Here is a 15,115-nt window from a genome sequence, read left to right as displayed (position 1 = left end):
ATCTCATACTTCTGTGTTTTTATTTTACGTTAACATTCCTCCATCTACATTAAGTACTTGTCCTGTTATATAAGAACTTAAATCACTAGCTAAAAACAAACATGTATTTGCAATATCTTCTGGAGTACCTCCTCTTTTTAAAGGGATTGCATTACGCCATCCTTCTACTACTTTTTCATCAAGTTTTCCTGTCATTTCTGTTTCTATAAAACCAGGAGCAACTACATTACTTCTTATATTTCTAGAGCCTAGTTCTAGAGCTACAGATTTTGAAAATCCAATAATTCCTGATTTTGAAGCAGCGTAATTAGACTGACCCGCATTACCTTTTACACCTACTACAGAACTCATATTAATAATACTACCTTTACGCTGTTTAAGCATGGTTCGTTGAACTGCTTTAGTCATATTAAATACACTCTTTAAGTTTACTTCAATAACCTTATCAAAATCGTCTTCACTCATCCGCATTAATAGATTATCCTTAGTAATACCTGCATTATTTACTAGAATATCAATACTTCCAAAAACTTCTAGTACAGTTGTTGCTAGCTCCTGAGCTTCATCATAACTTGCTGCATTACTCTGATATCCTATAGCTTTAATACCTAATTCATTCAATTCTTTTTCTAATGTCTTTGCTGCTTCAACAGATGAACTATACGTAAAAGCAATATTAGCACCTTGTTTTGCAAAAATTTCTGCAATTCCTTTTCCTATACCACGAGTAGCACCTGTAATAATAGCTGTTTTACCTTGTAAAAGATTCATTTTATATATATTTCTTTTTTTGGTTTATATATCTATTTATAATTTGCAATGTTAATTCAAATATAAGAATTACAAATAGGTCATCAACAATAAACCCCATGATTTCTCACAGGGTTTATAAACAAATAATTATTTCTCTAATCTTATAATTTTATATCTTCTTTTTTCTTTTCATAATTAAAAAGATAATCGATATCCATTTCTGTAATCTTACCTAATTGAGATAATGCTTTCATATCTGCTTCTTTCTTGTTTCCTATCACTAGAATATTGTAGGTCTCTCCTTTTATATTTTGATCGAAGAACATTTTAAGATCTGCCAATGTCATGTTCTTAATTGTTTCATACATTTCTTTTCGGTTATCATTATCGATACCTCTTTTCTTCAATCTTTCGTATGACCAAAAAATATTAGATTTGGTAATACGCTGAGCTGCTATTTTTTTCAGTGTTGCTTCTTTAGCTGCATTAAATTGTTTTTCTGCTTCTGGCATAACCGTCATCAAATCCATCATTGCATCTACTGCCTGAGGCATTTTATTTGCTTGGGTACCAATATATGCATATATATAATTAGAATCTCCTTCTTCTTGCGCTGTACTATATGCAGAAAATGCAGAGTATGCTAATGATTTTGATTCTCTGATTTCCTGAAATACTATAGATGATAATCCGCTACCAAAATAAGTATTAAATAGTCTTGAAGCTGCCATTTTATTGGGGTCAAACTCTGATCCTTTTGCCAAAAATATCATTTCACTCTGTACCATATCATAATCCACGAAATATACATTTCCTCCTGTTTCTTTTTCTATGTATTTAGATTTTTCTGGATACTCTAATAATTTACTTTCAATTTTATGATTTTTATTAATTGAAGTAATAGCTGCATCTACATCTTTACCGTAGTAAAATATACGTTGTTTAAAATTACGAAGCTCCTTAATTTTATCTACTAATTCTTGGGGGTTAATGGCTTGCAATTCACCTATTGTATATATATTACGTAAGGGAGAGTTCTCTCCATACATTCCATAATTCATTAAGCCATTCCACAAAATATTTCCTTTTTGTAATTTACTATCCTGACGTCCTTTGGCTATTTGATCTACATACTTAGCATATGTTTCTTGATTAGGAACTGCATTACTCCATAGATGTTCTAATAAAACCAAACCTGCATCTAGATTCTCTTTTAATCCAGAGATCCCGACATAAGTTTTATCAGAACTTGCATTAACACTATAGTTAATCCCTAATTTATAAAATTCTTTCTTTAAATCTTCTGGAGAGTACTTATCTGTTCCTAAATAATCTAAATATCCTGCAGCTAATGAAACTTTACGATCGTGATCTTGTCCCATATCAAAGATAATATTAAGGTCAAATAAATCGTTATTAGGATTATCTATATAAGAAACCTGTAGTCCATTTGCTGTTTTAGTTTCTTTAATTGCTGTCTTATAATCGATAAACTTAGGCTGTAAAGCTGGAGTTTTTATTTTTTTGAAATCCTGAATAAATTTAGATTCTTTATCTCTATTTAATGCCACTGGGGTAATTCCTGGGTTTTCGACTTTAACAATATTATTATCTTCCCCTTTACGCTTATACGTTACTACATAATTATCTTTATAAAAAGCATTTACAAAATCAATTACATCTTGTTTGGTAATTTTTTTAAGCTCATTTAAAAATGCTACTTTATCTTTCCAATCTTGATGATGAATAAATGCATTATAATATGCAGAAGCTAAAGCTGTATTATTTTCATATTGCCTAGTTTGACTAAGTTTTAAATCATTGATTACAGCAGAGATCATCCATTCATCAAATTCTCCTTGTCTCAATTTCTCTATCTGAGCAAGCAATAAATCTTTTACTTCATCTAATGTCTGTCCTTGTTTTGGAGCCCCATAAAACTGATGATATCCATAATCATTTAAGAACGTTGGAGAACATCCTGCATTTTGAACTGCTTGTTTCTGATTTAGGTTTAAATCAATTAAACCTGCATTACCATTAGCGAGTAGCATATCTACAACTGTAAGTAATTTTTCTTCTTCGGTTCCCATTCCTTCAGATCGAAACGCTAACGATACTGATTCTGCCGTAGGTCCAAAAACTTCTTTAATAATTGGACTTGTTATTGGACTTTCTTTTGGTAATACTGGGTGAGTGACTTCTTTTTTCTCAAATTTCCCAAAGGTATCGTTAACTTTTTGTATTGTTTTATCAAAATCAATATCACCTACCAATACCATTGCCATATTATTAGGTACATAATACTTATCAAAATAGTTATGTATTGCCACCATCGATGGATTCTTAAGATGTTCTGAAGTCCCGATTGTTTTTTGTTGCCCATAAGGATGGTTAGGAAATAATCCTTCTAACATTGCTGCGTAAAGCTTTCTTCCATCATTATCCTGCCCTCTATTAAATTCTTCATAAACAGCTTCTAGTTCTGTATGAAATAAACGTAACACCACCTGACTAAAACGTTCACTTTCTACCTTAAGCCATTTATCTAACTCATTAGCTGGTATTTTATTTTTATACACTGTTTCTTCAAACCAAGTATGTGCATTAGTTCCTTCTGCTCCAAGAGAGCTAATCATTTTATCATACTCATTAGATATAGAAAGCTTAGAAGCTTCCTGAGAAACTTCATCTATCTTTTTATAGATTGTGTTCTTTTTATCGGCATCTGTTTCTGCTTTATGCTGTTCATATAGATCAGAGATTTCTTGTAATAATACTTTCTCTTTTTCAAAGTCTTGTGCTCCTATCTCATCAGTACCTTTAAAAACCATATGTTCTAAGTAGTGTGCAAGTCCTGTTGCTTCTTTTGGATCATAGTTAGACCCTGCACGTACCGCAATAAAGGTTTGTATTTTTGGTTCTTCTTCATTTTTTGCCAAATATACTTTTAAACCATTTTTTAATGTATATAATCGTAAACCTGTTGGATCATTAGTTACTGTTTCATAATTGAAACCTGATGGGTCCTTATGCTGTTCTACTCTTATTTCTTGAGCAGTAGCCTCTGGTGATGATTTTTTACAATTGCTAAAACTAGTAATCAATAGCAATAGTAAAATCGATTGAATTAATTTCATATGTTACTTTAATTGTTTTGCGGTAGCATCTAGCGACCTTGATTGTTTGTTATGAGTTAGTCTATAATGCACTATAATACGCGTAGTTATTAGTATTGTTACAGTTTTTAGGTTTTTTTTAACAATAAATTTTTGAAATATAAAAAAAACCTCTTGAAATAATTTCTCAAGAGGTTTTTTATCTTTGGGTATAGTTTATTGATTACCCTAATACTTCTGCTACTTTTTTACCGATCTCTGCAGGAGAGTTAACTACATGGATTCCACATTCTCTCATAATAGCCTTTTTAGCTTCTGCGGTATCTTCACTACCACCTACAATAGCTCCAGCATGTCCCATGGTACGTCCTGCAGGTGCAGTCTCACCAGCAATAAAACCTACAATTGGTTTAGTTGTTCCACTTTCTTTCACCCATCTTGCTGCATCAGCTTCTAATTGCCCTCCTATCTCACCTATCATTACGACACATTCTGTCTCAGGATCATTTACTAATAACTCTACAGCTTCTTTTGTTGTAGTACCAATGATTGGATCTCCTCCAATTCCTATGGCAGTAGTGATTCCTAATCCTTGTTTTACAACCTGATCTGCTGCTTCATAAGTTAAAGTCCCTGATTTTGACACAATACCTACATTTCCTTTTTTAAATACGAATCCAGGCATAATACCTACCTTAGCTTCTCCTGGAGTTATTACTCCTGGGCAATTCGGACCGATAAGTCTACAATCTTTATTACTAATGTAATTTGAAGCTGTAATCATGTCTGCAACGGGAATACCTTCTGTAATAGTTATAATTACTTTTATGCCTGCATCTGCAGCTTCCATAATTGCATCTGCAGCAAATGCTGGTGGTACAAAAATAATTGTTGTATCTGCATTTACTTCTCTTACTGCATCTTCTACAGTATTAAAAACAGGTTTATCTAAATGAGTTTGTCCTCCTTTTCCTGGGGTAACTCCTCCAACAATATTTGTACCGTATTCTATCATTTGACCTGCGTGAAAAGTACCTTCACTACCAGTAAATCCTTGTACAATAATTTTTGAATCTTTATTAACTAAAACACTCATTGCGCTATGATTTTTTATTTTTTAAAAAGAGTCTCAAAAGTAAGCTTTTGAACACGATAGTTAAAGTGAAAAATAAAAAAATATTTTTTTATTTTTCACTTTAACTAAAATAATCAAACATTAAATCACTTAAAAACCTGATTTTATATTTATAAACCTCATCTAGTCAGTAAAAATCATATCTTCTAAAAACAGTGTAATTTTTACTGTATAGATAGTTCTATATTTTATATAAGATATTATTCAAAAATTAGTTCTCAATTAGGGGAAGTGTACTAAGTTATTAATCAAATAATGAGAATGTTTCATCATTTAATTTATCGTTGAAGGTTCAATATCCTAAGAAAAGGTTTAAAATATCTTTTCGGGAACATACCTAGTGAGTTTACTATAAGATTCTTAATTTATGCTATGTCAATTCGGGTTTCGTATATTATAATGATATAAAGCAAGTACTTTCAAAAAGTATAAATATTAGTAATATCAGTACTATTGAGTCTAATTACTAGAAAAAACAAAAGCGAATCTCACTGTTTTACTCATTCTTTTTAAGTTTTTCTATTAAATCAGGAATTTGTCTTATAGAAGCAATCTCTTTATATTTTTTTCTAAAATCATCTGCAGGAGTTCCAAAATAACTTTTATTAGGATCTAAAGATTTACTAACTCCTGATTGTGCAGAAATAACAGCTTTACTACCAATTGTAATAGCGCTGGTAATTCCAACTTGTCCCCATATAGTTACTTCATCTTCAATAACTACACAACCTGCAATACCGACTTGAGAAGCAATCAAGCATTTTTTTCCGATAATTGTATCATGACCAACTTGGACTTGGTTATCTATTTTAGTACCCTCTTTTATTCTAGTATCACCGGTAACTCCTCTATCAATTGTACATGAGGCACCTAAATCTACATTATCTTCTATAACAACTCGTCCTCCTGAAATTAATTTATCAAACCCGTTTGATCTTTTCTGATAATAAAAAGCATCGGTTCCTAAAACTGTACCTGCATGTATTGTAACATTATCACCAATGATTGTATCATCATAAATACTTACATTGGCATGAATATAGCAATTATCGCCAATACTTACATTATTACCTACAAAACTTCCTGGTTGTATGACTGTATTCTCTCCTATTTTTGCAGTATCTGATATCAGGGAATTAGCTTTCTGAAATGGTTTAAAATACTTAGTAAGTAGGTTAAAATCTCTAAATGGATCGTCGGATATTAACAATGCTTTACCATCCGGACAATCTACTTTTTTATTAATCAAAACCACTGTAGCAGCACTATCTAACGCTTTATCATAATATTTAGGGTGATCAACAAAAACGATATCCCCTGGAGAAACTACATGAATTTCATTCATTCCTAAAACAGGAAAATCAGAGTTTCCTACATATTCTGAAGATATAATAGTAGCAATTTGCTGTAAAGTATGCGCTTGAGGGAATTTCATTCTAAGGAATCAGGATATGAAAATGAATTATTCTTTTATTCTTTCTTTATAAGTACCTTTTTCGGTCTCTACCTTAATTTTATCTCCTTCATTTATAAAAAGAGGAACCATTACTTCTGCTCCTGTTTCTACAGTGGCAGGTTTTGTAGCATTAGTCGCTGTATTACCTTTAACTCCTGGCTCTGTAGCAGTTACTTCTAAGATTACGCTTGCAGGCATCTCTACAGAAAGTGGCATTTGATCTTCAGAATTAATAATTATAGTTACGACTTCTCCTTCTTTTAATAAACCAGGAGCATCTAAAACAGATTTTTGTAATGTAATTTGATTATAATCTTCTGTATTCATAAAATGAAAGTCATCTCCTTCTGCATATAAATATTGAAATTTATGAGTCTCTACACGTACATCTTCTATTTTATGACCTGCCGAAAATGTGTTATCAATTACTTTTCCTGTAGTAACACTTTTTAGTTTTGTACGTACAAACGCAGGTCCTTTTCCTGGTTTTACATGCAAAAATTCTATAATTTTATAGATATCATGATTATATTTAATACATAATCCATTTCTAATATCGCTAGTACTTGCCATTATTATTTCTTTCTTATTCCTATTTATTTTATCTCTTTTAATTTCTCTTTAATTAGAGAAATATCCTTTCATGATTCCTCGCTGAGAATTTTTAATAAATTCTAAAACTTCATCACGTTCTGGAGTAGCTTCCATCTCTGCTTCGATAATTGCTACTGCTTGAGTATTATTATAATTTTGCTGATACAAAATTCGGTAAATATTTTGTATTTCCCTTATTTTATCTGTCGTAAAACCTCTTCTACGTAATCCTATAGAATTAATTCCTACATATGATAATGGTTCACGAGCTGCTTTAACATAAGGTGGAACGTCTTTACGTACTAATGACCCTCCTGTAACAAATGCATGATTACCAATACTACAAAACTGTTGTACTGCAGCCATACCTGCTAAAACTACATAGTCACCAACATTAATATGTCCTGCTAATGTACTATTATTAGAAAATATACAATTATCACCAACAATACAATCATGTGCAATATGGCAATATGCCATAATCCAACAGTTTTTTCCTATTTTGGTTTTCATTCTGTCTGTGGTCCCTCTGTTGATTGTTACACATTCTCTAATTGTAGTATTATCTCCAATTTCGGTTATGGTATCTTCATCATTAAATTTTTTATCTTGGGGAGTTGCTGAAATAACTGCTCCTGGAAAAATATTACAATTTTTTCCAATACGTGCTCCTTCCATAATGGTAACATTAGAACCTATCCAAGTTCCTTCTCCTATTACTACATTATTATGTATGGTCGTAAAAGGTTCTATTACAACATTTTTGGCAATTTTTGCGCCTGGATGAACATATGCTAAAGGTTGATTCATCTATATTTTATTGTTATTTTGATTTTACTATTTGTGCCATAAGTTCTGCTTCGGTCACTAGTTTACCATTAGCATAAGCAAAAGCTTGCATATGACAAATACCTCTGCGAATAGGTGTGATTAATTCTAATTTAAATATAAGAGTGTCCCCTGGCAATACTTGTTGCTTAAATTTTACTTTATCAATTTTCATAAAATAAGTGAGGTAATTTTCTGGGTCTGGAACGGTACTCAATGCTAAAATACCTCCCGTCTGTGCCATTGCTTCTATCTGAAGTACTCCTGGCATTACTGGAGCTCCAGGAAAATGTCCTACAAAAAATGGTTCATTCATAGTTACATTTTTAAGACCTACCACATGCTTATCAGACATTTCCAAAATTCTATCTATTAATAAGAAAGGAGGTCTATGCGGTAACATACTCATTATCTTATTAATATCCATCAAAGGTTCTTTAGAAAGATCAAATTGAGGAACCTTATTACGTTTTTCTATTTTTATAATTTTTGAAAGTTTTTTTGCAAACTGGGTATTTACATAATGCCCAGGTTTATTTGCTATAATTTTTCCTCTAATTCTTGTTCCTATTAATGCTAAATCCCCTACTACATCTAATAACTTATGACGTGCAGCTTCATTTGGATAGTGCAACGTTAGATTATCCAAAATACCATTAGGTTTTATCGTAATAGACTCTTTTCCGAATGCTACTTTAAGTTTTTCCATTGTACTTGGACTTAATTCTTTATCCACATACACGATAGCATTATTTAGATCTCCTCCTTTAATTAGACCATGTTCTAATAACATTTCTAATTCATGCAAAAAACTAAAAGTTCTAGCATCTGCGATATCTTTTTTAAAATCTGATAAATTCTTTAGTGAAGCATTTTGAGTACCTAATACTTTAGTACCAAAATCAACCATAGCTGTTACTTGGTATACATCAGAAGGCATCACTATAATTTCACTTCCTGATTCTTCATCTATATAAGAGATGACATCTTTTACAATATACTCTTCTCTTTCTGCTTCTTGCTCTACAATACCTGCTTGTTCTAATGCTTTTATAAAGAATTTACTAGAACCATCCATTATTGGTGGTTCAGACGCATCTAATTCTATCAAAAGATTATCTATTTCTAATCCTACACAAGCAGCTAAAACATGTTCAGAAGTCTGGATACTAACTCCATTTTTTTCTAAGTTAGTCCCGCGCTGTGTATTCACAACATAATTAGCATCTGCTTCTATTATAGGGTTTCCTTCTAAATCAATTCTGCAAAATGCATATCCATGATTTTCTGGTGCAGGTTTAAAAGTAAGACTTACTTCTTTTCCTGTATGTAAACCTACTCCTGTAAGCTTTATCTCCTTTTTAATTGTTCTTTGTTTGCTTATCACAATACTACTAATTATTGTTTTTCTTTTTCTCTAATTCGTATATTCTATCTACAATCTTAGGAAGGTTTTTAAAATGTACATAAGATTTATTGAAATCTGAATATCCTAAAGCAGGAGATCCTTGAATAGATTCTCCATCTTTTACATTTCTACCTATACCTGACTGTGCTTGGATTCTTACATTATTCCCTATAATAAGATGTCCTGCAATACCTACCTGTCCTCCTATTAGACAGTGTTTACCTATCTTAGTTGATCCTGCTACACCTGTCTGAGCAGCAATTGCCGTATGTTCTCCTATTTCTACATTATGAGCTATTTGTATCTGGTTATCTAATTTTACACCATTATGTATTATCGTAGAACCTAACGTAGCTCTATCTATAGTGGTTCCTGCTCCTACATCAACGTTATCATTTATTATAACATTTCCTATCTGAGGAACTTTACTATACTCTCCTTTTTCATTAGGAGTAAATCCAAAACCATCTGCTCCTACTATAGCTCCACTATGAATTACACAATTATTTCCAATTATTGTTTCCGAATATATTTTAGCTCCAGAAAAAACAACTACATTATCTCCTATAGTTACATTATCTCCTATATATACATTAGGAAAAATTTTAGCGTTTTCACCAATCTTAACATTATCTCCCATATAAGAAAATGCTCCGAAATAGATAGAATCACCATATATAGCTGTTTCTGAAATAAAACTAGGTTGTTCTATCCCTGCTTTATTCATTTTAACCATATTATAATATTCTAATAACTGAGTAAAAGCTTTATATGCATCATCCACTCTAATAAGTGTAGATTTAATCGCAGTCTCTGGTTCAAAACTTTTATCTACAATAGTAATCGATGCATTAGTAGAATAGATATACTGTGTATATTTAGGATTCGACAAAAAGGTTAATGAACCTTTTGTCCCTTCTTCTATTTTGGCTAGTTTATATACTTCAACGGTTTCATCTCCTTCGATCTCTCCGTTTAAAATACCCGCAATTTGTGTGGCTGTAAAAATCATTCTAGCAAAAGTATAAAAAATGTATTAATGTTTGTACTTTGGATAGCACATAAAATATTTGGTTACGGGTTTTGATAATGCTTCAAGATTAAACTGATCCGTTGCCTTAACAATATCTACTATCTTTCTTGATTTATATAATATATTTATATTTTGTTTATTAGGATGATACGCTTGATTTGAAATAGTTCCATCAAAAACAAAATAACGAGCTTCTTCATCAGTAATTTCATACTTCTCTGTAAACTCTTTTATATATTTTTCTTTTTTGTTTTTTTGAAAAGGTTTTTTCTTAATCTTTATTTTTAACAAATCCCTATCAATTATCATAGAAGATAACGTGCTCAACACAAAATCTTCTGAGGTGGACCACTCTTTCATTGCCGAAATAATATCATAATCATCTAATCTAGCAAAAGTTTCTAAAACCTCTGATGTAAAGTTTTCTGCTATAATTTTATTTTCTAAAAAGAATGTCAATGCTCTACTTCCTTTTAATTTTACTCCCCTATCTACTAATTCATTAGCTCTCTGTAGCACTCTAATCAACAAGTTCTCTGCCACTAAACTTGTTTTATGTAGATACACTTGCCAGTACATCAAACGTCTCGCTAGCAAAAACTTCTCTACCGAATAAATCCCTTTTTCTTCTACCATCAGTTCGTCATTAACAATAGTAAGCATTGTAATCAATCGTTCACTATTAATATTACCTTCTGATACACCTGTATAAAAACTATCTCGTTTTAAATAATCTAATCGATCCATGTCCAATTGACTAGAAATCAGTTGATGTAAAAAATTACGATGATATTCTCCTTTAAAAATCCGGATAGCTAACGTTAAACTCCCGTTAAATTCTTTATTAATTTTCTCCATAAACATCAGAGAAATCGACTCATGATTAATCTCATTTACAATACTATGTTCCATTGCATGAGAAAAAGGACCATGACCAATATCATGTAATAATATTGCTACATAAAGTGCTTCTTCTTCTTCTTCAGAAATGTCAACTCCTTTAAAACGAAGAACTCTTACTGCTTTTTGCATAAGATGCATACACCCTAAAGCGTGATGAAATCGAGTATGATGAGCTCCAGGATACACTAAATATGACAACCCCATCTGAGAGATACGACGTAACCTTTGAAAGTATTTATGTTCTATGAGATCAAAAATTAGTTCATTTGGTATGGTAATAAAACCGTAAATTGGGTCGTTTAGTATTTTGAGCTTATTTCTTTTTTTCAAGTTCGTTTTATCTTTACAGCAGCAAATATACATATATGCTAAGCATATAGACTATTTCTCTATGATTTTATGTTATTGATTTTTGTCAAAAAAAAAAGAATTAAGTTATATTTTAAGTTAACAAACAATAAAATTAAAAAAATTAATGAGTAAAATAAAGATCCTTTGGGTAGATGATGAGATTGATCTTCTCAAACCACATATATTATTTTTGGAAAAGAAAAATTATGAAGTAACTAAATGTCAAAGCGGTACTGAAGCTTTAGAAATCATAGACGATCACAATTTTGATATTATATTCTTGGATGAGAATATGCCTGGACTTTCTGGAATAGAAACATTGTCAGAAATTAAAGAAAAGCAAGATAGTATTCCTGTAGTAATGATTACCAAAAGTGAAGAGGAATATATAATGGAAGAAGCTATTGGTAGTAAAATTGCTGATTACCTTATCAAACCTGTTAATCCTAATCAAATACTTCTTAGCTTAAAGAAAAACTTGGATAACTCTCGTTTAGTTTCAGAAAAAACTACTTCTAACTACCAACAAGAATTTAGGAAAATAGCAATGGATATGTCCATGGTTAATTCTTATGAAGAGTGGTGTGATTTATATCAAAAATTAATTTATTGGGAGTTACAACTAGAAAACATTGAAGATACCGGAATGTTTGAAATCCTAGAGTCACAAAAAGTAGAGGCTAACTCACAGTTTTGTAAATTTGTAGATAAAAACTATCCTAATTGGTTTGATGGAAATCATGAGGCTCCAATAATGTCTCATACTTTATTTAAAGAAAAAGTAGTTCCCGAAATAAGTAAAAATCAGCCTACCCTTTTGGTTGTAATTGATAACCTACGCTATGATCAATGGAAAGCTTTTGAACCTATCATAAATAATTACTATAAAAAAGAGCAAGAAACCCCATATTGTAGTATTTTACCAACTGCAACTCAGTATGCTAGGAATTCTATTTTTTCTGGACTTATGCCATCAGAAATGAAAAAAAGGCATCCGGATCTTTGGCTAGATGATACTGATGAAGGAGGAAAAAATATGCATGAAAATGATTTTTTAACTGATCAATTAAAGAGATTAGGATTAAACATTAAACATGAATATTACAAAATTACTAATGAAAGATCGGGTAAAACCTTAGCTGCAAACTTTAAAGGACTAAAAGATAATGATCTAACAGTAGTAGTGTATAATTTTGTAGACATGCTTTCTCATAGTAAAACAGAAATGGAAGTTATTAAAGAGTTAGCATCTAATGACAAATCATATCGATCATTAACTCAGAGTTGGTTTAAAAACTCTCCGCTATTAGAAATGATTCAACAGGCACAACAACTAGGTTTTAAATTACTTATAACTACAGATCATGGAACTATAAATGTAAAAAATCCATCTAAAGTTATAGGTGACAAAAACACGAGTCTTAATCTAAGATACAAAACGGGTAAAAGTCTTACTTATGAAAAAAAGGAAGTTTTAGAAGCTACCGATCCAAAATCAGTACATCTACCATCAATAAATATGAGTAGTTCTTTTATTTTTGCAAAAGGAGATTATTTCTTTGCATATCCTAATAATTACAACCATTATGTTGGTTATTACAGAAACACATACCAACATGGTGGAGTTTCTTTAGAGGAAATGGTAATTCCGTTTATCGTTCTAAAACCTAGATAACCAATCTATGAGTAAACTCATGAAGTATAGCTCTTAAAAAATATTATGATTTTAAAACAAACCTCATAGAATTACATCTTCTATGAGGAATTAAAATTTTCTGCTAATTTTATATTTAGAACATCGCGTTAAAAAATGACAATAGAATATACATTACAAGAGCTACCCGATGTAGCTAAAAAAGTAGTTTCTAACATAACTGATAAAGTACTCCTCTTCAGAGCTGAAATGGGAGTTGGAAAAACTACTCTAATAAAAGAAATTTGTAAGCATCTAGGCGTAAAAGATGTTATTTCTAGTCCTACATATGCTCTTGTAAACGAATATGACAGTACTAATGGTCTGATTTATCACTTTGATTTTTATAGAATAAAAGACGAAGAAGAAGCTTATGATATTGGTTTTGAAGAATATTTAGACTCTGGAGCATGGATATTTATAGAATGGCCTGAAAAAATTTCTGAACTATTACCAAAAAATAGTGTTGATATAAAAATAGATATAGTCGATAATGAGAAAAGAATTCTTTCGTTTTAAAAATGTAAATTATAAAAATTATAACATCTAATAAACATTCTCATTTGTTTTCTTGACTTTTTTATTCGTAATTTGAGTTAAAGAATATTACACAAATGAATACACAAAAATCTCCTTTTACTAAAGAGCAGTTACTTCCACAGGAAGAAATGATCGAAGTAGCTCGTAAAAAAGGAAAACTTTTTATTGGCATACCAAAAGAAACTCATTATCAAGAAAAAAGAGTATGTCTAACCCCTGATGCTGTTGCGGCATTAACAACTCATGGTCATCGAGTATTATTAGAGACCAATGCCGGAATAGGAGCTAGTTTTACTGACCGTGATTATAGTGAAGCTGGTGCAGAAATTACTAATGATAAAAGTAAAGTATTTGGATGCCCTATTATTCTTAAAGTAGAGCCTCCTTCTATAGAAGAGCTAGAGCATATAAATCCGCAAACTGTATTAATTTCTGCATTGCAGCTCAAAACACAATCAAAAAAATATTTTAAAACACTTGCTAAAAAAAGAATTACAGCCTTAGGTTTTGAATTTATTCGTGATGCAGATGGTGCATATCCTGCTGTAAGAGCATTAAGTGAAATTGCAGGGACAGCAGCTGTATTAATTGCCTCAGAACTTATGAGCAGCGTTACAACTTTAGGGTCGGGATTAATGATGGGTAACATTAGCGGAGTGCCTCCTGTAGAAGTTGTTATTCTTGGTGCAGGTACTGTTGGCGAATTTGCTGCTCGTTCTGCTATTGGATTAGGAGCTAATGTAAAAGTTTTTGACAATTCTATTACTAAACTTCGTTGCATACAAACTAATGTTGGTCGTCCATTATATACCTCTACTATCCAACCAAAAAATTTATTAAAAGCATTACGTCGATGTGATGTTGTAATTGGTGCCATAAGAGGAAAAAACCGTGCTCCAATAATAGTTACAGAAGCTATGGTAGAACGTATGAAAACAGGAGCTGTAGTGATTGACGTTAGTATTGATATGGGTGGATGTATTGAAACTAGTGAAGTTACCACTCATGATCATCCTACTTTTGAAAAATATGGTGTACTACATTATTGTGTTCCCAATATCCCATCTCGCTATGCAAGAACATCATCATTATCTATCAGTAATATTTTTACACCTTATCTATTACAAATCGGAGAAGAAGGAGGAATAGAAAATGCTGTACGATTTGATCGAGGGCTTAAGAATGGGTTATATTTTTATCATGGGATTTTAACCAGTAAGCCTATTGCAGATTGGTTTGATCTAGCATATAGAGACATTAATCTGCTCATCTTATAAAAAATAAATCTTTAAAAACACATAC

12 protein-coding genes are annotated in these 15,115 nt (G+C 31.3%); 3 read left to right on the top strand and 9 right to left on the bottom strand.

Going from position 1 to position 15,115, the window contains the following annotated elements:
• Nucleotides 1–24 precede the first annotated feature (24 nt).
• From fabG to N456_RS05610, 9 genes are all read right to left on the bottom strand, one after another.
• Complete coding sequence (fabG, locus tag N456_RS05650) at nt 25–771, bottom strand: 3-oxoacyl-[acyl-carrier-protein] reductase (RefSeq protein WP_062054805.1); 747 nt, start codon at nt 769–771, stop codon at nt 25–27.
• 143 nt (nt 772–914) lie between these two features.
• On the bottom strand, nt 915–3,893 hold the full coding sequence (locus N456_RS05645) for a M16 family metallopeptidase (protein WP_062054803.1): 2,979 nt from the start codon (nt 3,891–3,893) through the stop codon (nt 915–917).
• A gap of 202 nt (nt 3,894–4,095) precedes the next feature.
• Nucleotides 4,096–4,968 (bottom strand): succinate--CoA ligase subunit alpha, encoded by an 873-nt coding sequence (gene sucD / locus N456_RS05640; RefSeq protein ID WP_062054801.1) that lies wholly within the window; start codon nt 4,966–4,968, stop codon nt 4,096–4,098.
• 535 nt (nt 4,969–5,503) lie between these two features.
• Complete coding sequence (locus N456_RS05635) at nt 5,504–6,442, bottom strand: UDP-3-O-(3-hydroxymyristoyl)glucosamine N-acyltransferase (RefSeq protein ID WP_062054799.1); 939 nt, start codon at nt 6,440–6,442, stop codon at nt 5,504–5,506.
• A 27-nt stretch (nt 6,443–6,469) separates the two neighbouring features.
• Entirely contained in the window at nt 6,470–7,036 is a 567-nt protein-coding gene (efp, locus tag N456_RS05630; protein ID WP_062054798.1) for an elongation factor P, read from the bottom strand.
• A gap of 48 nt (nt 7,037–7,084) precedes the next feature.
• On the bottom strand, nt 7,085–7,867 hold the full coding sequence (gene lpxA, locus N456_RS05625; protein ID WP_062054796.1) for an acyl-ACP--UDP-N-acetylglucosamine O-acyltransferase: 783 nt from the start codon (nt 7,865–7,867) through the stop codon (nt 7,085–7,087).
• 13 nt (nt 7,868–7,880) lie between these two features.
• Nucleotides 7,881–9,269 (bottom strand): bifunctional UDP-3-O-[3-hydroxymyristoyl] N-acetylglucosamine deacetylase/3-hydroxyacyl-ACP dehydratase, encoded by a 1,389-nt coding sequence (locus N456_RS05620; RefSeq protein WP_240315489.1) that lies wholly within the window; start codon nt 9,267–9,269, stop codon nt 7,881–7,883.
• Between the two features lie 10 nt (nt 9,270–9,279).
• Nucleotides 9,280–10,305 (bottom strand): UDP-3-O-(3-hydroxymyristoyl)glucosamine N-acyltransferase, encoded by a 1,026-nt coding sequence (gene lpxD / locus N456_RS05615; protein WP_062054791.1) that lies wholly within the window; start codon nt 10,303–10,305, stop codon nt 9,280–9,282.
• Nucleotides 10,306–10,329: 24 nt separating this feature from the next.
• Nucleotides 10,330–11,559, bottom strand: a complete 1,230-nt coding sequence (locus N456_RS05610) for an HD domain-containing protein (protein ID WP_062054789.1) — start codon at nt 11,557–11,559, stop codon at nt 10,330–10,332.
• 145 nt (nt 11,560–11,704) lie between these two features.
• On the opposite strand from N456_RS05610, the gene porX reads away from it, so the two are divergent.
• The 3 genes from porX to N456_RS05595 all read left to right on the top strand — a co-directional run bounded on the left by porX (nt 11,705) and on the right by N456_RS05595 (nt 15,090).
• Nucleotides 11,705–13,255 (top strand): T9SS response regulator signal transducer PorX, encoded by a 1,551-nt coding sequence (gene porX, locus N456_RS05605; RefSeq protein ID WP_062054787.1) that lies wholly within the window; start codon nt 11,705–11,707, stop codon nt 13,253–13,255.
• 135 nt (nt 13,256–13,390) lie between these two features.
• The gene (tsaE, locus tag N456_RS05600; protein ID WP_062054785.1) at nt 13,391–13,792 is read left to right on the top strand and encodes a tRNA (adenosine(37)-N6)-threonylcarbamoyltransferase complex ATPase subunit type 1 TsaE; all 402 of its coding nucleotides are present in this window, start codon (nt 13,391–13,393) and stop codon (nt 13,790–13,792) included.
• 95 nt (nt 13,793–13,887) lie between these two features.
• The gene (locus tag N456_RS05595; RefSeq protein ID WP_062054783.1) at nt 13,888–15,090 is read left to right on the top strand and encodes an alanine dehydrogenase; all 1,203 of its coding nucleotides are present in this window, start codon (nt 13,888–13,890) and stop codon (nt 15,088–15,090) included.
• Nucleotides 15,091–15,115: the final 25 nt, after the last annotated feature.

This window comes from Aquimarina longa SW024 (genome assembly GCF_001401755.1).
GTDB lineage: Bacteria > Bacteroidota > Bacteroidia > Flavobacteriales > Flavobacteriaceae > Aquimarina > Aquimarina longa.
Note: the sequence above shows the minus strand (reverse complement) of the source record. Positions and strands in the feature narration are given on the sequence as shown.